Here is a 19,116-nt window from a genome sequence, read left to right as displayed (position 1 = left end):
TCGACACCACCGTCCGGGTCGTGTACCATCGAACACATGTTCGAACAGTCGGCGACCGACGAGCTGCAGGCCCGCGAAGCGGAGCTGCGGGATCGTATCGCCGACCTGGAACGACACAAGTCCGCCGCCGCTGCCGAGCAGGCGCGCAGCGCTGCAGAATGGGACGCCATCCGCCGCCAGCTCGAAGCGCGGGCCGGCGTTCCGGCCCAGCGGCGCGGGCGCGGCCTTTCCTCGGAGATTGCGCTCGCGCGCCGGGATTCGACCACAAAGGGCGATCAACACCTCGGGTTTGCCAAGGCATTGGTCCATGAAATGCCCTGCACGTTGGCCGCTTTGGAGGCGGGAGTGCTCTCGGAATGGCGAGCCACCATCATCGTGCGGGAGTCGGCGTGCCTGACGGTCGAGGATCGTCGTCGGCTCGATCATCGGATGTGCGGCGATCCGGCCGCACTCGACGGGCTGGGCAACAAACGGATCACCGCGAAGGCCAAAGCAATCGCCTACGAACTCGATCCGCACGCCGTCGTCGATCGGGCCGCCAAGGCGCCCGAGGAACGCAACGTGACCACCCGCCCGGCACCGGACAACATGCTGTACCTGACTGCGCTGCTGCCGATGGCGCAGGGAGTCTCGTGCTACGCCAGCCTGAAACACGCCGCCGACACCACTCCCGACGGCCGCTCGCGCGGGCAGACCATGGCCGACACCTTGGTCGAGCGCGTCACCGGACGCCCGGCCGACGTCCCGGTGCCGATGACGGTCAACATGGTGCTCTCCGACGAAGCCCTCCTGGCCAACGGTGACGACGCCGCCGCAGTCCAGGACTACGAGCCGATTCCGGCGGCGGTGGCCCGCAGGATGATCACCGATGCCATCGACGCACAGGGCTGGGTCGAGCTGCGCCGGCTGTACGCCGCCCCGGAGAGCGGCGCGCTGGTGGCGATGGACTCTCGCGCCCGGGCGTTCCCGAACGGTCTGGCACAGTTCATCCGGCTGCGCGACCACACCTGCCGAACCCCGTACTGCGATGCGCCGATTCGCCATATCGATCATGCCGAGCCGCATGTACGGGGCGGCCGAACGAACGCATTGAACGGTCGAGGCTCGTGCGAACGGTGCAATCACGTCAAGGAACAGCCGGGCTGGACGGTGCGCACCCTGTTCGATCCGGGTGGCAGACACGTGGCCGAGCACACCACCCCCACCGGGGCCACCTACCGATCGACCGCGCCACCGATCGCCGGCGGTCTGCGCATCCTGACCCGTGACGTACACCTCGTCACCGTCCACCGCGCGGCCTGATTACCGGCTGAGCACCGCCACACATTCCACGTGGTGGGTGAGCGGGAACGAATCGAACACCCGCAACTGCTCCACGGTGTACCCCTGCCGCCGATACTCCCCCACGTCACGGGCGAATGATGCTGCCTCACAGCCGATATGGATGATGCGCGGCACCTCGGCTGCGGCCAGCTGTTCGATGACCTCCCGGCCCGCGCCGGCACGCGGTGGATCCAGCACCACCACATCGGCCCGGCCCTTCTCCGCCGACAATGCGCGACGCACCGAATCCGTCACCACCGACACCTGCGGCAGGTCGGCAAGCGCCGTCCGCGCGGACCGGGCCGCGCCACGTGAGGTGTCGACGGTGAGCACCCGCCCGGTCGGCCCCACCACCTCGGCCAGCACGGCAGCGAAAACGCCTGCCCCGCCGTAGAGATCCCATGCGGTCATGCCGGGCTGCACATCCGCCGCCTCACTCACCAGTGCGCTGTAGACGCGGGGCGCGTCACGGTGCGCCTGCCAGAACGCGGTGACCGGGATCCGCCACTGCCGCCCGCCGATCTCCTGCACCGCCTCATAATCACCCTCGACGACCTGCGTGCTCGCCTTGCGCCCGCCGTTACGCGGGCCGGCCTGCACCACATGCCGGCGCCCGGCATCATCGAGCGCCACGTGGAGTTGCGCCCCCGGCGGCCACCGGGGCCCATCCAGGCCGTCGAGCATCCCGTCGGGCAGCTGCGCACAGTTCAGATCATCGGCCAATTCGGCGCTGTGGTAGCGGTGGAAGCCCGCCCGGCCGGCGTCCGAGACGTCCAGGCGCACCCGGGTGCGCCAGCCCGTCGCCCCACCCTCGCCGACTTCCTCGGCCACACCTGACCATTCGTGGCCGCCGAGTCGCTCCAGCTGATTGGCGACCACCGCCCCCTTGAGCCGACGCGCGGCGGCGGGTTCGGCGAATGCCAGATCACAGCACCCTGCACCGTCGCGTCCGGCAATGGTGCACAGCGAGTCGATCCGGTCCGGTGACGGCTCGATCACCTCGACAACGTCGGCATGCCAATACGATCCACGTTCGGAGACCACCCGTACCCGCACCACCTCATCGGGTAGCGCGTAGCGCACGAAGACGACACGGCCGTCGTGGCGTGCCACGCAACTACCGCCATTGGCGGCCGGCCCTGTGGTCAGGATCAGGTCAGCCTCGGGTGCGGTCAATCAAGAAATCCTCTTCGTGCATCGCCGGGCGCGGACTGCGGCTCCAGTGTCTTGAGCCGCTCCGACGAGTTGAGCTGCCAGGGTACCGAAGTCACCATGACGTTCGGCTCGAAGAGCAGTCTGCCCTTCAACCGCAGCGCGCTCTGGTTGTGCAGCACCTGCTCCCACCAATGGCCGACCACGTACTCCGGGATGAACACCGTGACCACGGTGCGCGGCGATTCCTTGGTGACCCGCTTGACGTAATCCAGTACGGGCCGGGTGATCTCGCGGTAGGGCGAGGCAATGACCTTCAGCGGTGTGCTGACATCGCTCTCCTCCCAGGTGTGCACGAGCTCGCGGGTCTCGGCGTCGTCGACGCTGACCGTGATCGCCTCGAGCACGTCCGGGCGGGTCGCCCGCGCATAGGCCAGCGCCCGGCGGGTCGGCAGATGCAGCTTGGACACCAGTACCACCGCGTGGTTGCGGCTGGGCAGCACGACGTCTTCCAGGTTGGCCTCCTGCTCGTCGAGCTCCCGGGCCACCGTGTCGTAATGCTTGCGGATCAGTTTCATGATCACGAACAGCACCGCCATCGCCACGATCGCGATCCAGGCGCCCGCCAGGAACTTCGTGACCACCACCACCAGCAGGACCGTGCCGGTACACACGCACCCGATCGCGTTGATCACCCGCGAGCGCATCATCGTGCGTCGGGTCGCAGGGTCGGTCTCGATCTTCAGGAAGCGGGTCCAGTGCCGCACCATGCCGAGCTGGCTGAGCGTGAACGACACGAACACCCCGACGATGTAGAGCTGGATCAGCGCCGTGGTCTCGGCCTGGAAGGCGACCACGAAGGCGACCGCGGCGAACGCCAGGAACAGGATGCCGTTGGAGAATGCCAGCCGATCACCGCGGGTGTGCAACTGCCGAGGCAGATAGCGATCCTGCGCCAGAATCGATCCGAGCACCGGGAAACCGTTGAACGCGGTATTGGCCGCCAGCACCAGGATCAGCGCGGTCACCAGCGCGATGAGGAACAACCCGACCGGGAAATCGTGGAACACCGCATCGGCCAATTGCGCGATCAGTGTCCGCTGGTGGTAGCCCTCCGGGGCCCCCACCAGCTGCTCGTCGGGCCGCTCGGCCATCTTCACGCCGGTTTCCTTGGCCAGCAGAATGATCCCCATGAACAGCGTGGTCGCGATCCCACCGAGCAGCAGCAAGGTGGTGGCGGCGTTACGCGACTTGGGTTTCCGGAAGGCCGGCACACCGTTGCTGATGGCCTCCACACCCGTCAGGGCCGCAGACCCCGAGGAGAAGGCCCGCGCCACCAGGAACACCAACGCGAACCCGAGGATCTCACCGTGCTCGGAGCGCACCTCGAAATCCGCTGATTCGGCCTTCAGCTCGTGGTCCAGCACGAAGATCTGGAAGAACCCCCACGCCAGCATGACGATCATGCCGACCATGAAGGCATAGGTGGGGATCGCGAAGGCCGTGCCCGACTCCCGGATGCCGCGCAGATTCAGCGAGGCCAGCACCAAGATCGCCACCACCGCGAACCACACCTTGTGCTGGGCGATGAACGGTACCGCCGATCCGATGTTGGCCATCGCCGAGGACATCGACACCGCCACCGTCAGCACATAGTCCACCAGCAGCGCGCTGGCCACCGTAAGGCCCGGCGTCGGGCCGAGATTGGTGGTCACCACCTCGTAGTCGCCACCACCCGATGGGTAGGCGTGCACGTTCTGGCGGTAGCTGGCGATCACGATCAGCATGACGGCGGCCACTGCCAGGCCGATCCACGGCGCAAACGAGTACGCCGACAGTCCGGCCACCGAGAGCACCAGGAAGATCTCCTCGGGTGCATAGGCGGTCGACGACAAGGCATCGGAGGCGAAGACCGGCAAGGCGATCCGCTTGGGAAGAAGCGTGTGACCGAGCTTGTCGCTGCGGAACGGTCTCCCCAGGACCAGCCTGCGCGTGGCGGTCGATAGCTTGGACACGAGTGCCAAGAGTAGGCGCACCCGGGTTTGGCTGTAGCGTTCCGGGTGCGCTGAATCAACGGCGTGTTCGATGTTGCGGTATTCCTGGGCAGCGGCCAGAGAGGACCGAGGGTGCGGGTAGTGGTGATGGGGTGCGGCCGGGTCGGCGCATCGCTGGCGGACGGCTTGGCCAGGATCGGCCATGAGGTGGCCGTCATCGACCGGGATGCGACGGCGTTCAACCGGCTGTCCCCCGAGTTCCCCGGTGAGCGGGTGCTCGGCATGGGTTTCGACCGGGATGTGCTCCTGCGCGCCGGGATTCAGGACGCCGGAGCCTTCGCCGCGGTGTCCTCCGGCGACAACTCGAACATCATCTCCGCCCGGGTGGCGCGCGAGACGTTCGGCGTCGAACGCGTCGTCGCGCGTATCTACGACGCCAAACGTGCCGCGGTCTACGAACGTCTGGGCATCCCGACGGTGGCCACCGTGCCGTGGACCACCGACCGCCTGCTCAACGTGCTCACCCGGGAATCCGAGACCACCAAGTGGCGGGATCCGTCCGGCAACGTCGGAGTGGCCGAACTGCCGCTGCACGAGGACTGGGCCGGCCACGCGGTGACCGAACTGGAAGCCGCCACCGGAGGCCGCGTCGCGTTCATGCTGCGCCTGGGCACCGGACTGCTACCCGACAACAAGACCGTCATCCAGGCGGGTGACCACGTGTTCCTCGCCGCCATCTCCGGGCACATCGGCGAGGCACTGGCGATGTCGGCCCTGCCGCCGAGCGAGGACAACGATCGCTGATGAAAGTCGCCATCGCCGGAGCCGGCGCAGTGGGCCGTTCCATCGCCCGCGAACTCGTCGCAAGCCACGACGTCACGCTGCTGGAGCGTGATCCCGCACACATCGACGCCGACGACATCCCGGCAGCGCACTGGCGCCTCGGCGACGCCTGCGAGATCAGCCTGCTGGAATCGGTGCGGTTGCAGGAGTTCGACGTGGTGATCGCCGCCACCGGCGACGACAAAGCCAATGTGGTGCTCAGCCTGCTGGCCAAAACCGAGTTCGCGGTGCCCCGGGTGGTCGCACGGGTCAACGACCCGCGTAACGAGTGGCTCTTCGACGAGAACTGGGGCGTCGACGTGGCGGTGTCCACACCGCGCATGTTGGCCTCGCTGGTCGAGGAGGCCGTCGCGGTGGGTGACCTGGTGCGGCTGCTGAGCTTCCGGAAGGGCCAGGCCAACCTGGTCGAGATCACCCTGCCCGACGACACCCCGTGGGGTGGCAAGGCCGTCAAGCGGCTCAATCTGCCGCGTGACGCGTCCCTGGTGACGATTCTGCGCGGCCCGCGGGTGATCGTGCCGGAGGCCGACGAGCCGCTGGAGGGTGGCGACGAGTTGGTGTTCGTGGCCACCGCCGACGCCGAGGACGAACTACGCGTGCTGCTGCTGCATCCTCAGGCGCGCTGAGCGGGCTCGTGGGCGTGTAGTGCCCGCTGCGCGACCTTGATGGCGAAGTAGGTGATGACGGCCGCCACCCCGGTCAACGGCCAGCCCATGGCGATCCGGGCGACCCCGAGCAGACCGGTCTCGTCGGCGTCATAGAGGTAGTGCTGGACCAGGAAACGGGATGCGAAGACCGCCACCCAGGTCAGTGTCGCGATATCGAAGGCGAGAACCGCCCGGCGCACCTTCCGCCAGTCGCGGTCGTGGTTGTTGACCCAACCCCAGATGTAGCCCACCACGGGACGCCGGATCAGCACCGAGAGCGCGAACACCGAGGCCCACACCAGCGACGACCAGATGCCCAGCAGGAAATAGCCTTTGGACTCGCCGACCAGGTAGGCAATGAGCGCACTGATGCCGACGCCCATGAATCCGGACACGGCCGGCTGCAAGGACTCCTTGCGGATCAGCCGCCACACCAGGACGAGCGCCGCCACCCCGAGGGCGGCGTAGATCGCGGGCATCAAGCCGAAGTTGGTCGACACCGGCACGAACACCAACACCGGAAGAGAGGAGTAGATCAGGCCACTGATGCCGCCCATCTGCTCCAGAACGGCCTGGGCGCCCTTCTTGGGCGGCTCCTCGGCGGCGGCGTCGGCGGTGGATTGCTCGGAGTTCTGCTCCGTCACTTCTGAATCTCGTAGAGCGGGTTGTAGATGGCCTTGGTGCCGTTGTCGAGTTGGCCGAGGCGGCCGCGCACACGCAGTGTCAGACCGGACTCGATACCCGCGATGCGGCGCTGTCCCAGCCACACCAGGGTCACTGAATCGGTGCCGTCGAACAATTCGGCCTTGACGCCACCGGCGCAGCCCTTGCCGTTGCACTCGACGCTGCGCAGCGTGCCGACCATGGTGACTTCCTGGCCGCGCTGACAGTCGATGGCCTTTTGCGCGCCGGTGCCGGCGGCCTCATCGCTGAGCTGATCGACGTCGACTTGCTCGGGGTCTTCCGTCAGTCGGCGGGTGAGCCGACGCAGATACCCTTCGGCCGTAGCCATACCTCTCCCTGCCGCGAATCCGTCGTGGATCCACTACCTGACCAACGCCACCGTAGACCTGTTGGTTCCGATTCGCCACGTCGCGCGCGGGCAACGCTGCGGAACTGTCACCATCGTGTGATGGCCGTCAACTTGCGTGGTGTGACAACGGTTCTGTTGGCCGGGACCGGCTCCGATGACGACTATGTCTACCGGGCCTTTTCCGCAGCGTTGCACGACGTCGGTGCGATCGTCGTCACACCGGCGCCCGAACCGTCCAGGCTGATCGCCGGATACCTCGCCGCCCTGGACGAGGCCGCGCGCAGCGGCGCGCCGATCGCCGTCGGCGGGGTGTCCATCGGCGCCGCGGTGGCCACCGCCTGGGCGCTGAAGCATCCCAGCAGGACCGTGGCAGTACTGGCGGCGCTGCCCGCCTGGTCCGGTGCGCCCGGCGACGCGCCCGCCGCGCTGACCGCCCGCCATTCGGCCCAGCAGCTGCGCGAGGAAGGGCTGACCGCCACCGTCGCCGCGATGCAGGCCGGCAGCCCGCCGTGGCTGGCCGCCGAGTTGACCCGGTCCTGGCTGGCCCAGTGGCCCGCACTGCCCGATGCCATGGCCGAAGCGGCCGCCTATGTGGCACCGACGGTCGAGGAACTGAGGGCGCTGACGGTACCGATGGGCCTGGCGGCCGCCGTGGACGATCCCGTGCACCCCGCCGACGTCGCGGTCGAGTGGGCGGCAGCGGCCCAGCATGCGGTACTGCACACGCTGACGCTCGAGGAGATGGGCGCCGACCCCGCCCGGCTGGGCGCGGCCTGTGTCGCCGCCCTGCTGGAGAACTAGCCGCCGGTGATGGTGCTGCGCATCTGCTGCATCGCCGAACCCTCGGCGCTGCGCCGTGCCGCCGGCTCCGGCGGCAGCTGGCCCTGCGCCTGCGCCTGGGCCTGCGCCTGTTCGGCGGCAGCGCGCAGCTGAGCGGCCATCGCTTCGGGCAACTGCACGGTCAGTGGCGTGCGCACCGGCAGCGGCGTGTCACCACGGCGAACCACAGTGTCGGCCAACGCTTCCCGCGCCTCCGCGGCCAACGCATCGGCATTCTCGGGCAACCCGTTGACGACACAGCGGATCATCCAGCGGTAGCCGTCCACGCCGATGAAGCGGACCACCCCGGGCTGCTGTCCCTCCGGCGCCGACGTGCTGGCCCCGACCACCTCACGGCCCCAGGGTCCGTCCTCGACCCGAACCTTCACATTGTCCTTGCGCAGCGACTCGGCCAACTCCGCAGCCACCTCACGCCACAGGCCGGCCGATTTCGGGGCCGCGTAGGCCGCGACGGTGAACCGGCCGTTGGGGGTCACCACCCACACCGAACTGGGCACCCCCTGGTCGGTCAGTTCCACCTGCACCTGGCCCGCCGCGGGCATCGGGACCAGAACGGACCCGAGATCCAGCCGCGCATGCTTCGCCGACTCCGGGTCGTCGAAATCCTCGATATCGAACGGTCCGTCGAACTCTTCGGCTTCGTCAGTCACGTTGTCGCCCTCTTTCACAAACTCGAATGTCCGCCGGATGAACCGTGCCCACCCGCGCCGCGGGTCGTCTCGGCCAGCCCGGCCTCGTCGAACGATGTCACCTCGACGAGCTCCGGCAGTTCCACCCGCTGGACCAGCAGCTGGGCGATGCGATCTCCGCGCCGCACCACGATCGGCTCCCGCGGGTCGAGATTTATCAGTGTCACCTTGATCTCGCCACGGTAACCGGCGTCGACGGTGCCGGGCGTGTTGACGATCGAAAGCCCCACGCGGGTGGCCAATCCCGACCGCGGATGGATCAATCCGACCATCCCGTGCGGGATGGCGACGGCGATCCCGGTCGGTACCAGCGACCGGTGGCCGGGCGCCAGTTCGACATCGACGGCGCTGAACAGGTCGACGCCGGCGTCGCCGTCATGGGCCCGGCTGGGCATGGGCAGGTCGCGATCCAATCGCACGACCGCCAGAGAAGTGGGCACGGCGGATGAGATTACTCTTGGGCAGGTGTCAGACACGCGCGCCATCACCCAAACCGTGCGCTACCGCGAGCGCCTGCGGCTGCCGTGGTGGTTCTGGTTGCCCGGATTGGGACTTGCCGCCCTCATCGCCGCCGAAGTGAACATGGGCGTGGAGGGCCTGCCGGACTGGGCGCCCTATGCGGTGCTGTTGCCGGTCGCCGCGGCCGCGCTGATATGGGCGGGCCGGATGGAGATCAAGGTCGTCCAGAACGGGGAGGGACCTGATGGCGCCGTCGAGCTGTGGGCCGGCCCGGCACATCTCCCGGTGAGCGTCATCTCGCGGTCCGCCGAAGTGCCCAGGTCGGCCAAGTCGGCGGCGCTGGGCCGCCAACTCGACCCTGCGGCCTACGTCCTGCACAGGGCATGGGTCGGCCCGATGGTCCTCATCGTGCTCGACGATCCGGACGACCCCACCCCGTATTGGTTGGTCAGCTGCCGACACCCCGACCGGGTGCTGGCCGCGTTGCGCAGCTGACCGCTGCGATCACGCCGCGCAGTCCGTGCAGACGAACAGTCCGTTCTTCTCACTGGCCAGCCGGCTGCGGTGATGCACCAGGAAACAGCTGGAGCAGGTGAACTCATCGGCCTGCTTCGGGACGACCCGAACGGACAGCTCCTCACCGGACAGATCTGCACCCGGGAGTTCGAACGATTCCGCGGACTCTGATTCATCGACGTCCACAACGGCCGATTGGGCCTCGTTTCGTCGCGCTTTGAGCTCTTCCAGCGAATCCTCGGACACATCGTCTGTCTCGGTTCGCCGTGGAGCGTCGTAGTCGGTAGCCATATTCATCCCCTCCGGTACCGTTTGCAGCACCCTTGCAGCAGTGCTTTGTACCAGCGTCGAACGCCTACACCAAATGATTCGTGCCCGGAATCGGCGCAGATTGACTGTGATTTATATCACACAGCAAAACCCCTGGTAGGAATGCATGCCCTGGCATGGCCTTAAGGTGCAGGGGTGGTCGCATCCATCACCGAGGGCACGGCGTTCGACAAACACGGTCGTCCGTTCCGTCGCCGCAACCATGTGCCCGTGCTGTGCCTGTTCCTGGCGCTCGCCTTGGTGACCGGCGTGGTGTGGGTGATCGCGCTCAATCAGACCACCGAGGCGACTCAGGCCGTCGCCTGCAACGCACCACCCCCACCCACCGGCGACGCCAGCCAGCCCGTCCTCGGTCAGCAGGTGTCCCCGACCGAGATGACCGAGGTGATGCCGGCGCGGCTGGCCGACACCAAGGTGCAGGTACTCAATGCCAGCGGCCAGGGCGGGCAGGCGGCCGAGGTGTCCGGCGCGCTGCGCGACCTTGGCTTCGCCCAGCCCACCGCGGCCAACGACGCGGTGTACGCCAACAGCCGGCTCGAATGCCAGGGCCAGATCCGGTTCGGTGAAACCGGACGCGCCGCGGCCGCCGCCGTCTGGCTGGTCGCGCCGTGCACCGAACTTTTCCTGGACGGCCGCACCGATGACACGGTGGATCTGGCCGTGGGCACCGAGTTCAGCGAGTTCAGCCGCAGCGACGATATCGACGCCATGCTGGCGGGGCTGCGCCCGGACGCCACCGCGCCCGCCGATGCGTCGCTGCTGACCAAGATCCACAGCGCGACCTGCTGACCTACCCGACCTGCCCCAGGGCCTCGTCGAGTGCGGCCGCCACGCCCGGCGCGGCGGCCACCAACACGTCCTGCGCGTCACCCGTCACCGCCGGTAGCCGCAGCACCGCGCCGGCCTCGGCGGCGATCACCGCCCCCGCCGCCCAGTCCCACACGTGCACGCCGTCCTCGAAATAGGCGTCGAGGCGCCCGGAGGCCACCATGCACAGATCCAGCGCACACGATCCGATCCGGCGGATATCGCGCACGCCGGGCAGCAGCGCCGCCAGCACCGCGGCCTGCCGCCGCCGCTGTTCGGCGTCATAGGAGAACCCGGTACCCAGCAGCGCCAGCGACAGGTCATCGATCGCGTTGCACCGCAACGCGGTTGACACGCCGTCGCGGGTCACGGTGGCGCCGTGCCCGACCGCGGCCGAATACAGCTCGCCGGTGGCCACATTGACCACCGCACCGGCCACCGAGACGCCGTCGATCTGCACGCCGACCGACACCGCATACGCCTCGATGCCGTAGACGAAGTTGACCGTCCCGTCGATCGGGTCGATCACCCAGACCGGCACGCCGGGCTCAGCCACCGCCGAACCGCCCTCTTCCTCGCCGAGGACATGATCATCGGGCCGGCGTTCGGCGAGGCGCTCGCGCAGCAGCCGCTCGGTCTCGGTGTCCACCACGGTGACCGGATCGGTCGGGCTGCTCTTGGCGCGGACGGCACCGGCGGCGGGCGCCCCGCCGAACACCTCGAGCCGTCGGGTCCGCACGAAAGCGGCCGCCTCCGTGGCCAGTTGCCCCGCCACCGCGCGCAGCGTCCGGGGATCGTTGTCATCGGGCATGGCTACATCGCACCACAAGCCTCTATTGTGGTGGCGAATTACCTTGTCCGCCGCCTGCTTAGGAGCGTGCCAGTGACCGAATCGACCAACACCGGATTCGGCGTCGACGTCGGCGGCAGCGGAATCAAGGGCGGCATCGTCGACCTGGACACCGGCGAACTGGTCGGAGAGCGCTTCAAACTCGCCACGCCACAACCGGCCACCCCGGCCGCGGTGGCCACCACCGTCGCCACCGTGGTCCGCGAGTTCGGTTGGACCGGCAAACTCGGCGTGACCTACCCGGGCGTGGTGGCCAACGGCATCGTGCGCACCGCGGCCAACGTGGACAAGGACTGGATCGGCGTCGACGCGGCCACGGTCATCAGCGCCGAACTCGGCGGGCAGCACGTCACGGTGCTCAACGACGCCGACGCCGCCGGCCTGGCCGAGGAGCGCTACGGCGCGGGCAAGGGCCACACCGGCGTGATCGTGCTGCTCACGTTCGGCACCGGTATCGGATCGGCCGTCATCCACAACGGGGTGCTGCTACCCAACACCGAGTTCGGCCACCTCGAGGTGGGCGGCAAGGAAGCCGAGCACCGGGCCGCATCCTCGGTGAAGGAACGTAAGGAATGGAACTACCAGCGCTGGACCGAAGAGGTCACCAAAGTGCTGGTAGCGGTCGAGAACGCGATCTGGCCGGACCTGTTCATCGCCGGCGGCGGCATCAGCCGCAAGGCCGACCGCTGGATCCCGATGCTCAAGAACCGCGTCCCGGTGGTGCCCGCCGCCCTGCTCAACAGCGCCGGGATCGTGGGTGCCGCGATGGCCGCAGAGGGCATCCACGTCAAGCCCTGATTTCGCCGAACACGACGCGCGCGCCGAGTCAAATTTGCCGCTCGGCGCAGTGCGCGCCCACACTGTCGTTACAATGGTCAATGGCGGCCGCCTACCGAGATAGCGGCGGATATCCGAGCAGAGATCAAACGCCAATATTCGAGACAGCCGACGATTTTCGGTGACGCCTGCGCGCGCCATCGGATCCGCAAGACCGAGAGGGTGTACGTGGCAGCGACAAAGACCAGCCCGGCAACCGATGAGCTGGTAACGCCCACCGCAACCAAGACGCCTGCAAAGAAGGCGCCCGCCAAGGCCGCTGCAAAGGCGCCTGCCAAGCGGGCCGCCAAAAAAGCTCCCGCCAAGAAGGCCCCGGCCAAGGGTGCCGGGTCCCGCACCAAGAAGGACGAGTCCGCCGAGGGCGTCACCGATGGCGAAGACATCGAGGCCACCGACGATCTCGAAGTGGAGCCCGGCGACGTCCTCGACGTCGAGGATGTCGAGATCGACGACGTCGAGATCGAGGACGACGCCGAGGACCCCGAAGAGGCCGAGGCCGAGGGTGACGAGGCGGAAGCCACCGACGGCGCCAAGGCCAAGCCCGTCAAGGCCGATGAGGGGATCGCCGAGCCGTCCGAGAAGGACAAGGCCTCCGGTGACTTCGTCTGGGATGAAGAGGAATCCGAGGCGCTGCGCCAGGCACGCAAGGATGCCGAGCTCACCGCGTCCGCGGACTCGGTCCGCGCCTATCTGAAGCAGATCGGCAAGGTGGCGCTGCTCAACGCCGAAGAGGAAGTCGAGCTCGCCAAGCGCATCGAGGCCGGGTTGTACGCGACTCAGCTGATGACCGAACTGACCGAGAAGGGCGAGAAGCTGCCCGCCGCCCAGCGCCGCGATATGCAGTGGATCTGCCGCGACGGTGACCGGGCCAAGAACCACCTGCTCGAAGCCAACCTGCGCCTGGTGGTCTCGCTGGCCAAGCGCTACACCGGCCGCGGCATGGCGTTCCTGGACCTCATCCAGGAGGGCAACCTCGGTCTGATCCGCGCGGTCGAGAAGTTCGACTACACCAAGGGCTACAAGTTCTCCACGTACGCCACCTGGTGGATCCGGCAGGCCATCACCCGCGCCATGGCCGATCAGGCCCGTACCATCCGCATCCCGGTGCACATGGTCGAGGTGATCAACAAGCTCGGCCGCATCCAGCGCGAACTGCTGCAGGACCTGGGCCGCGAGCCCACGCCCGAAGAGCTGGCCAAGGAAATGGACATCACGCCGGAGAAGGTGCTGGAGATCCAGCAGTACGCCCGTGAGCCCATCTCGCTGGACCAGACCATCGGCGACGAGGGCGACAGCCAGCTCGGCGACTTCATCGAGGACTCCGAGGCCGTGGTGGCCGTGGACGCGGTCAGTTTCACGCTGCTGCAGGATCAGCTGCAGTCGGTGCTGGAGACACTGTCCGAGCGCGAGGCCGGCGTGGTCCGGCTGCGTTTCGGCCTGACCGACGGCCAGCCCCGCACCCTCGACGAGATCGGCCAGGTCTACGGCGTCACGCGGGAGCGCATCCGTCAGATCGAGTCCAAGACGATGAGCAAGCTGCGCCACCCGAGCCGCTCTCAGGTCCTGCGCGACTACCTGGACTAGTGCTTGACGCGACGGGTCCGCAGTTTGTAGCTCATCGGCCACGACTCGCGTGACTCGTCGCCGGTCAACGGCACTCCCTGGCTGCCCAGCTTGACGTCGTAGGCCTCCAGATCGGGTCCTGCCTCACGCTCGGCCCGTTCGCGGGCGAGGTAGTACAGCTGGTCGATCTCGAGCTCCTTGAACGCGACGAAGGTGCTGCGCCGGACGGCGTGCGGGCTGGTGGCCTCGGCGACCATCCGTTCGGTCAGCACCCGGCCACCCAGCACCGCCGCACCGAGCAGCGCGAACGGCAGCACCCAGTAACAGATGAACGACAGCGGGGTCTTGGTGTCCAGGATCGTCGCGTCGCCGTACACGATCGGCGGGATCGCCGAGGAGATCGTCATCCCGGCGAATGCTGCCACCCAGATCCAGGTGATCCGGGTCGTGATCGCGGCGAACAGTTCGCTCTTGATCACCTCGGCCGGCTGATCGGCTTCGGCGAACTCGCGCACGAACGGCCTGCCGGCCAGCACGCCGATGAGCGCGACCAGAAAGATGCCCAGGCTGCTCAGCGGCTGGAGCCAGCGCTCCATGAAGACCTGGCTGACGGTGAGGGTCAGCACCGTCAGCACCGCGAACGTGGCGATGGCGCCGATCTCCAGAGTGCGGGCCGCGCCGCCACGCACCCGCCCGATGACATAGGAGGCCACCGCGACCGCGAGTGCCACCAGCACCGCAACCGTGAAGGGCACGTTGCCGACCAGAATCCAGTAGACGATCCACGGCGCGAAGCCGGACAGTGTTGCCACAGTCAGCCAGTTTACAAAGTCATCGGCATTTGTTAATCAGCGAATCACCACGGCGCTGGGTTCTCTTGGCGAACCGAGCATTTCGCGGTGCGACGGCGGCCGGCGCCCGTCCTCGTCGGTGATCCCGTAGCGGTTCGCCAGTTCGGCGGCGATCAGCGTCCGCCCGCTCAGGGCGGCCAGTTCCGGATCGGCGAACAACGCGTCGATCAGATGCCCGGTGAACTCCGGGGTTTCGGCGTGCCGGGCGGTCGCCGCCAGTGCATCCGGTGTGCCGGCGAACGCCGAGCGCAGCCGTTCGGTCAGCAGGATGCCCATCCAGATGGACACGCAGGCCACCGTGGTACCGCCGAAATCGACGGCCATATCGGCCGCCATCTTGTCGATGCCGGCCTTCTGCGCGCCATACGCGGGGCCGTGCATGTAGCAGACCGATCCCGGCGAGGAGGTGAAGGCGATCAGCCCGCGCGGGCGGGCGGTCAGCAGGGGCGCCGCGTGCCAGGACGCGACGTAGGCCGAGCGCAGTCCGACGTCCAGCACGTCGCCCAGACCGACGGGCTTCTCCCAGAAGGGCTTCGCACCGGTGAGCTCGTCGTGGATCACGGCCGCGTTGTTGACCAACAGGTCCAGCCCGCCGTTCTCGTCACGCACACGGGCGAACAACTGCGCCACCGCGTCATCGTCGGCATGGTCGACCGGCACCGCCACCCCGACGCCGCCGGCCGCGCTGACCAGATCAGCGGTGCCGGAATCCGCGACGGAGCGGCCGGTGACGTAGACCCGCCAACCGTGGGCGCCGAGGGCCGCCGCGATACCGCGGCCGGCGCCACGGCTGGCGCCGGTCACCACTGCGACGCGCCCGGATGCACTCACTCCCCCAACCTAACGTCCCAGCTTCCGCGTCTACGATGGCGGCGTGGATTTCGAGGCGGCCGTGGGCTATTCGGGAGTCGCCGGCAACTCAGCGAACGAGCCGTCCGCGGCGGGCAGATAGCGCGTGACACTTGTCACAGCGTCAGCGGGCAACGGGCCGTACAGGTGTGGGAACAGCATCGATTCAGGATCGGTCGGCACCCCCGGCTCCCAGCGGACCGGATCGACGAGCCGGGAAGGATCGATGCTCAGCAACACGAGATCAGTGCGCCCCGCGTACAGGCGGTTGGCCGGCAAATGAACCTGCTCAGGGGACGACAGATGAATGAAACCGGCTTCGGCCAGCGAGGCGGGCCGGTGCACACCGACCTCCGACGCGCGCTGCCATTCCTGGTCGGCGCACAGGTGCACCAGGACAGCGTTTTGGGTACCCATGGTTTCCAGCTTGCTCCCCCGGTAACGCGACCGCAGTGAGACACGACACACCGGTGAACCCCCGGGGAACAAGGCCAGAACCGAAAACGTCTGACACAGTAGACATACGCACCAAAGCTGAACGGAGGATGTGCCGTGAACGCAACTCTGATAAGTCCGGAACTGACCCGGGCCGATCGCTGCGACCGCTGTGGTGCCGCCGCGCGTGTACGCGCGAAGCTGCCGTCCGGCGCCGAACTGTTGTTCTGCCAGCACCACGCCAACGAACACGAAGCCAAGCTGATCGAACTGGCTGCCGTGATCGAGGTCAGCGCAGTCGACGCCTAGCGACCCGTCCGCCCGGTGCTCCCGGGCGGTGGAGTCCGTCGTCGGGAATGCTGGTCTGGTGATGACCGATCAGTCCCCGGCGAAGCCATCACGCCATCACGTCTGGCCGATCACCAAACGCACCCTGAGCAAATCCTGGGACGACTCGATCTTCTCCGAATCGGCCCAGGCCGCCTTCTGGTGTGCGCTGTCGCTACCGCCACTGCTGCTGGGCATGCTCGGCAGCCTGGCCTACCTGGCACCGCTGTTCGGTCCGGACACCCTGCCGACCATCGAGAATCAGCTCATCGGCACCTCGGAACGGTTCTTCTCGCAAAACGTCGTCAACGAGATCATCGCGCCGACCATCTACGACATCGTGCGGTCCGCCCGCGGCGAGGTCGTGTCGCTGGGATTCGTCATCTCGCTGTGGGCGGGATCCTCGGCGGTATCGGCCTTCGTCGACTCGGTGGTCGAGGCGCATGACCAGACGCCGCTGCGCCATCCGGTGCGGCAGCGCTTCTTCGCCCTCGGGCTGTACGTGATCATGCTGGTGAGCGCCGTGCTGACGGCGCCGTTCATCGCGCTGGGCCCGCGCAAGATCACCACCTACATCCCGGACAGCTGGTCGCATGTGCTGCAGTACGGGTACTACCCGGTGCTGGTGATCGCGCTGATCCTGGCGGTGACCGTGCTGTACCGGGTGTCACTGCCCAGCCCGTTGCCCACCCACCGGCTGGTGGTCGGTGCCGCGCTGGCGACTGCGGTGTTCCTGATCGCCACCTTCAGTCTGCGGTTCTATCTGACCTGGATCACCGCGACCGGCTATACCTACGGCGCGCTCGCCACGCCGATCGCGTTCCTGCTGTTCGCGTTCCTGGCCGGATTCGCCGTCATGATCGGCGCGGAACTCAACGCCGCGATCCAGGAGGAGTGGCCGGCCCCGGACACCCACGCGCGGCGGCTGCGCGTATGGATCGCGGGGAAGACCGAGAAGAGCGCTACTTCTTGAGCTGCTCGTAGATTCGCTTGCAGTCCGGGCAGACCGGAGAACCCGGCTTGGCCGACTTGGTGACCGGAAAGACCTCACCGCACAGCGCCACGACATGCGTGCCCATGACGGCACTTTCGGCGATCTTCTCCTTCTTCACGTAGTGGAAGAACTTGGGGGTGTCGTCGTCGGTCCCGTCATCGACGCGTTCGTCGGTATCCGGCCGCTCGATGGTCTCGGTCTGCATTGCTCCATTGTGCCCGAGACCGGCCACCCCACGCGCCCGAAGATGTGCAACAGTGGAGGTATGAAACACGGCCCCGAGCTGAGTTTCGACGACGAAGGTCGCCCGGTCCTCATCACCCGCGCTGCACTCCCCCAGGACGAGCAGCACCGCGAACGTGTCCGCAAGTACCTGAAGATCATGGCTTTCCGCATCCCGGCCCTGATCCTGGCCGCCGGCGCCTACGGGATCTGGCAGAACGGGCTGATCTCACTGGCGATCCTGCTGGTGTCGATCCCTTTGCCGTGGATCGCCGTACTGATCGCCAATGACCGTCCGCCGCGCAGCGCAACCGAGCCGCGCCGCTACCAGGATGCCGGCCCCAGACGCACTCCGCTGTTCCCCACCGCCGAACGCCCGGCGCTGCAGCCACCGGTCCGGCCGACCCCGAGCGCCGGTGGCGAACCCGGCGTTCCCGGCTGAGCGGCATCTTCTCCACTTCTCAGGACATTCTCAGGTCAGAGGTTTGAAACCGCAGGTCAAGTGGTACGCCACCGAGACCGGGCGGGAACTCTGAGGCACCCTCGGGCGTTGTACGTCATGACAGTTCAACCGAGCAGGAGGCCGTAAATGGCGATCGCCACCGCAAGCCGCTTCGATTCCGATCTGGACGCCCAGAGCCCAGCTGCCGACCTTGTCCGTGTGTACCTCAACGGCATCGGTAAGACCGCGCTGCTGACCGCCGCCGACGAAGTCGAGCTCGCCAAGCGCATCGAAGCCGGCCTGTTCGCCCAGCATGTGCTGAACACCAAGAAGCGTCTCGGTGACGCCCGCAAGCGCGACCTGGCCGCCGTCGTCCGTGACGGTGACGCGGCCCGTCGGCACCTGCTGGAGGCCAACCTGCGCCTCGTGGTGTCGCTGGCCAAGCGTTACACCGGCCGCGGCATGCCGCTGCTGGACCTGATCCAGGAGGGCAACCTCGGACTGATCCGCGCCATGGAGAAGTTCGACTACGCCAAGGGATTCAAGTTCTCGACGTACGCCACCTGGTGGATCCGGCAGGCCATCACCCGCGGCATGGCCGATCAGAGCCGCACCATCCGGCTGCCCGTCCACCTCGTCGAGCAGGTCAACAAGCTGGCCAGGATCAAGCGCGAGATGCACCAGAACCTCGGCCGCGAGGCCACCGACGAGGAACTGGCCGAAGAGTCGGGTATCCCGGCCGAGAAGATCGCCGATCTGCTGGAGCACAGCCGCGACCCGGTGAGTCTGGACATGCCGGTCGGCAGCGACGAGGAAGCCCCGCTGGGCGACTTCATCGAGGACGAGAACGCCATGTCCGCCGAGAACGCGGTCATCTCCGAGCTGCTGCACACCGATATCCGTTACGTGCTGGCCACGCTCGATGAGCGTGAGCAGCAGGTCATCCGGCTGCGGTTCGGCCTGGACGACGGTCAGCCCCGCACCCTCGACCAGATCGGCAAGCTGTTCGGTCTGTCCCGTGAGCGGGTCCGCCAGATCGAGCGCGAAGTGATGTCCAAGCTGCGTAACGGCGATCGTGCCGAGCGCCTGCGTTCCTACGCCAGCTGACCCAAA

24 protein-coding genes are annotated in these 19,116 nt (G+C 67.6%); 12 read left to right on the top strand and 12 right to left on the bottom strand.

Annotation, left to right across the window (positions count from 1 at the left end):
- Positions 1-36: 36 nt before the first annotated feature.
- Positions 37-1,302 (top strand): HNH endonuclease, encoded by a 1,266-nt coding sequence (locus tag C6A86_RS11805; protein ID WP_105364174.1) that lies wholly within the window; start codon positions 37-39, stop codon positions 1,300-1,302.
- On the opposite strand, the gene C6A86_RS11800 is transcribed toward C6A86_RS11805, so the two are convergent.
- Together C6A86_RS11800 and C6A86_RS11795 are read right to left on the bottom strand one after the other, a co-directional pair.
- A complete protein-coding gene (locus tag C6A86_RS11800) occupies positions 1,303-2,499 on the bottom strand; it encodes a class I SAM-dependent RNA methyltransferase (RefSeq protein WP_105364175.1) in 1,197 nt (398 codons plus the stop codon). It abuts the gene before it with no gap.
- A complete protein-coding gene (locus tag C6A86_RS11795) occupies positions 2,496-4,490 on the bottom strand; it encodes an APC family permease (protein WP_105364189.1) in 1,995 nt (664 codons plus the stop codon). The genes C6A86_RS11800 and C6A86_RS11795 overlap by 4 nt, the downstream gene beginning before the upstream one ends.
- Positions 4,491-4,601: 111 nt before the next feature.
- Here C6A86_RS11795 and C6A86_RS11790 point away from each other — a divergent pair, with 111 nt between their 5' ends.
- Together C6A86_RS11790 and C6A86_RS11785 are read left to right on the top strand one after the other, a co-directional pair.
- Complete coding sequence (locus C6A86_RS11790) at positions 4,602-5,273, top strand: TrkA family potassium uptake protein (protein WP_105364176.1); 672 nt, start codon at positions 4,602-4,604, stop codon at positions 5,271-5,273.
- On the top strand, positions 5,273-5,938 hold the full coding sequence (locus C6A86_RS11785) for a TrkA family potassium uptake protein (protein ID WP_105364177.1): 666 nt from the start codon (positions 5,273-5,275) through the stop codon (positions 5,936-5,938). Before C6A86_RS11790 ends, C6A86_RS11785 begins: the two co-directional genes overlap by 1 nt.
- Here C6A86_RS11785 and C6A86_RS11780 read toward each other — a convergent pair.
- Together C6A86_RS11780 and C6A86_RS11775 are read right to left on the bottom strand one after the other, a co-directional pair.
- Positions 5,926-6,516, bottom strand: a complete 591-nt coding sequence (locus C6A86_RS11780; protein ID WP_105364190.1) for a DUF3159 domain-containing protein — start codon at positions 6,514-6,516, stop codon at positions 5,926-5,928. The two genes, C6A86_RS11785 and C6A86_RS11780, sit on opposite strands and share 13 nt — an antisense overlap.
- A gap of 83 nt (positions 6,517-6,599) precedes the next feature.
- Positions 6,600-6,971, bottom strand: coding sequence for an OB-fold nucleic acid binding domain-containing protein (locus C6A86_RS11775; RefSeq protein WP_105364178.1), 372 nt, complete (start codon positions 6,969-6,971; stop codon positions 6,600-6,602).
- Positions 6,972-7,091: 120 nt separating this feature from the next.
- Between C6A86_RS11775 and C6A86_RS11770 the strand changes: the two genes are divergently transcribed.
- Positions 7,092-7,793, top strand: coding sequence for an alpha/beta fold hydrolase (locus C6A86_RS11770; RefSeq protein WP_105364179.1), 702 nt, complete (start codon positions 7,092-7,094; stop codon positions 7,791-7,793).
- Here the strand turns inward: C6A86_RS11770 and C6A86_RS11765 are convergent.
- Positions 7,790-8,521 carry a DUF3710 domain-containing protein gene (locus C6A86_RS11765; protein WP_105364180.1) on the bottom strand — a complete coding sequence of 244 codons (732 nt, stop codon included), beginning with the start codon at positions 8,519-8,521 and terminating at the stop codon, positions 7,790-7,792. The genes C6A86_RS11770 and C6A86_RS11765 overlap by 4 nt on opposite strands.
- Entirely contained in the window at positions 8,497-8,961 is a 465-nt protein-coding gene (gene dut, locus C6A86_RS11760; RefSeq protein WP_105364181.1) for a dUTP diphosphatase, read from the bottom strand. The genes C6A86_RS11765 and dut overlap by 25 nt, the downstream gene beginning before the upstream one ends.
- A gap of 25 nt (positions 8,962-8,986) precedes the next feature.
- On the opposite strand from dut, the gene C6A86_RS11755 reads away from it, so the two are divergent.
- A complete protein-coding gene (locus C6A86_RS11755; RefSeq protein WP_105364182.1) occupies positions 8,987-9,475 on the top strand; it encodes a DUF3093 domain-containing protein in 489 nt (162 codons plus the stop codon).
- A gap of 9 nt (positions 9,476-9,484) precedes the next feature.
- Here the strand turns inward: C6A86_RS11755 and C6A86_RS11750 are convergent, their stop codons facing one another.
- Positions 9,485-9,787: a DUF4193 domain-containing protein gene (locus tag C6A86_RS11750; RefSeq protein ID WP_105364183.1), complete on the bottom strand. Its 303-nt coding sequence runs from the start codon at positions 9,785-9,787 to the stop codon at positions 9,485-9,487.
- A gap of 174 nt (positions 9,788-9,961) precedes the next feature.
- Here C6A86_RS11750 and cei point away from each other — a divergent pair, with 174 nt between their 5' ends.
- Positions 9,962-10,615 carry an envelope integrity protein Cei gene (gene cei, locus C6A86_RS11745; protein WP_105364184.1) on the top strand — a complete coding sequence of 218 codons (654 nt, stop codon included), beginning with the start codon at positions 9,962-9,964 and terminating at the stop codon, positions 10,613-10,615.
- Between the two features lies 1 nt (position 10,616).
- Here cei and C6A86_RS11740 read toward each other — a convergent pair whose 3' ends face one another.
- The gene (locus C6A86_RS11740) at positions 10,617-11,444 is read right to left on the bottom strand and encodes an inositol monophosphatase family protein (RefSeq protein ID WP_105364185.1); all 828 of its coding nucleotides are present in this window, start codon (positions 11,442-11,444) and stop codon (positions 10,617-10,619) included.
- Between the two features lie 72 nt (positions 11,445-11,516).
- Here C6A86_RS11740 and ppgK point away from each other — a divergent pair, with 72 nt between their 5' ends.
- Both ppgK and C6A86_RS11730 read left to right on the top strand, forming a co-directional pair.
- The gene (gene ppgK / locus C6A86_RS11735) at positions 11,517-12,281 is read left to right on the top strand and encodes a polyphosphate--glucose phosphotransferase (RefSeq protein ID WP_199196258.1); all 765 of its coding nucleotides are present in this window, start codon (positions 11,517-11,519) and stop codon (positions 12,279-12,281) included.
- A 207-nt stretch (positions 12,282-12,488) separates the two neighbouring features.
- Positions 12,489-13,904, top strand: coding sequence for an RNA polymerase sigma factor (locus C6A86_RS11730; RefSeq protein WP_233213069.1), 1,416 nt, complete (start codon positions 12,489-12,491; stop codon positions 13,902-13,904).
- Here the strand turns inward: C6A86_RS11730 and C6A86_RS11725 are convergent.
- From C6A86_RS11725 to C6A86_RS11715, 3 genes are all read right to left on the bottom strand, one after another.
- On the bottom strand, positions 13,901-14,695 hold the full coding sequence (locus C6A86_RS11725) for a hypothetical protein (RefSeq protein WP_105364187.1): 795 nt from the start codon (positions 14,693-14,695) through the stop codon (positions 13,901-13,903). The genes C6A86_RS11730 and C6A86_RS11725 overlap by 4 nt on opposite strands.
- A gap of 36 nt (positions 14,696-14,731) precedes the next feature.
- The gene (locus C6A86_RS11720) at positions 14,732-15,565 is read right to left on the bottom strand and encodes an SDR family NAD(P)-dependent oxidoreductase (protein ID WP_311101137.1); all 834 of its coding nucleotides are present in this window, start codon (positions 15,563-15,565) and stop codon (positions 14,732-14,734) included.
- A 66-nt stretch (positions 15,566-15,631) separates the two neighbouring features.
- Positions 15,632-16,000 (bottom strand): DUF952 domain-containing protein, encoded by a 369-nt coding sequence (locus C6A86_RS11715; RefSeq protein ID WP_105361685.1) that lies wholly within the window; start codon positions 15,998-16,000, stop codon positions 15,632-15,634.
- Between the two features lie 135 nt (positions 16,001-16,135).
- On the opposite strand from C6A86_RS11715, the gene C6A86_RS11710 reads away from it, so the two are divergent.
- Entirely contained in the window at positions 16,136-16,327 is a 192-nt protein-coding gene (locus C6A86_RS11710; RefSeq protein ID WP_105361684.1) for a hypothetical protein, read from the top strand.
- 61 nt (positions 16,328-16,388) lie between these two features.
- A complete protein-coding gene (locus tag C6A86_RS11705) occupies positions 16,389-17,318 on the top strand; it encodes a YihY/virulence factor BrkB family protein (protein WP_105361688.1) in 930 nt (309 codons plus the stop codon).
- Here the strand turns inward: C6A86_RS11705 and C6A86_RS11700 are convergent.
- Positions 17,308-17,544 carry a DUF3039 domain-containing protein gene (locus C6A86_RS11700; protein ID WP_105361687.1) on the bottom strand — a complete coding sequence of 79 codons (237 nt, stop codon included), beginning with the start codon at positions 17,542-17,544 and terminating at the stop codon, positions 17,308-17,310. The genes C6A86_RS11705 and C6A86_RS11700 overlap by 11 nt on opposite strands.
- Positions 17,545-17,604: 60 nt before the next feature.
- On the opposite strand from C6A86_RS11700, the gene C6A86_RS11695 reads away from it, so the two are divergent.
- Positions 17,605-18,003: a DUF3099 domain-containing protein gene (locus C6A86_RS11695; protein ID WP_233212851.1), complete on the top strand. Its 399-nt coding sequence runs from the start codon at positions 17,605-17,607 to the stop codon at positions 18,001-18,003.
- Between the two features lie 147 nt (positions 18,004-18,150).
- Positions 18,151-19,110 carry a sigma-70 family RNA polymerase sigma factor gene (locus C6A86_RS11690; RefSeq protein WP_057168796.1) on the top strand — a complete coding sequence of 320 codons (960 nt, stop codon included), beginning with the start codon at positions 18,151-18,153 and terminating at the stop codon, positions 19,108-19,110.
- Positions 19,111-19,116 lie beyond the last annotated feature (6 nt).

The organism is Mycobacterium sp. ITM-2016-00316 (genome assembly GCF_002968335.2).
Lineage (GTDB): Bacteria > Actinomycetota > Actinomycetes > Mycobacteriales > Mycobacteriaceae > Mycobacterium.
This window is presented reverse-complemented; position numbering and strand designations above follow the sequence as displayed.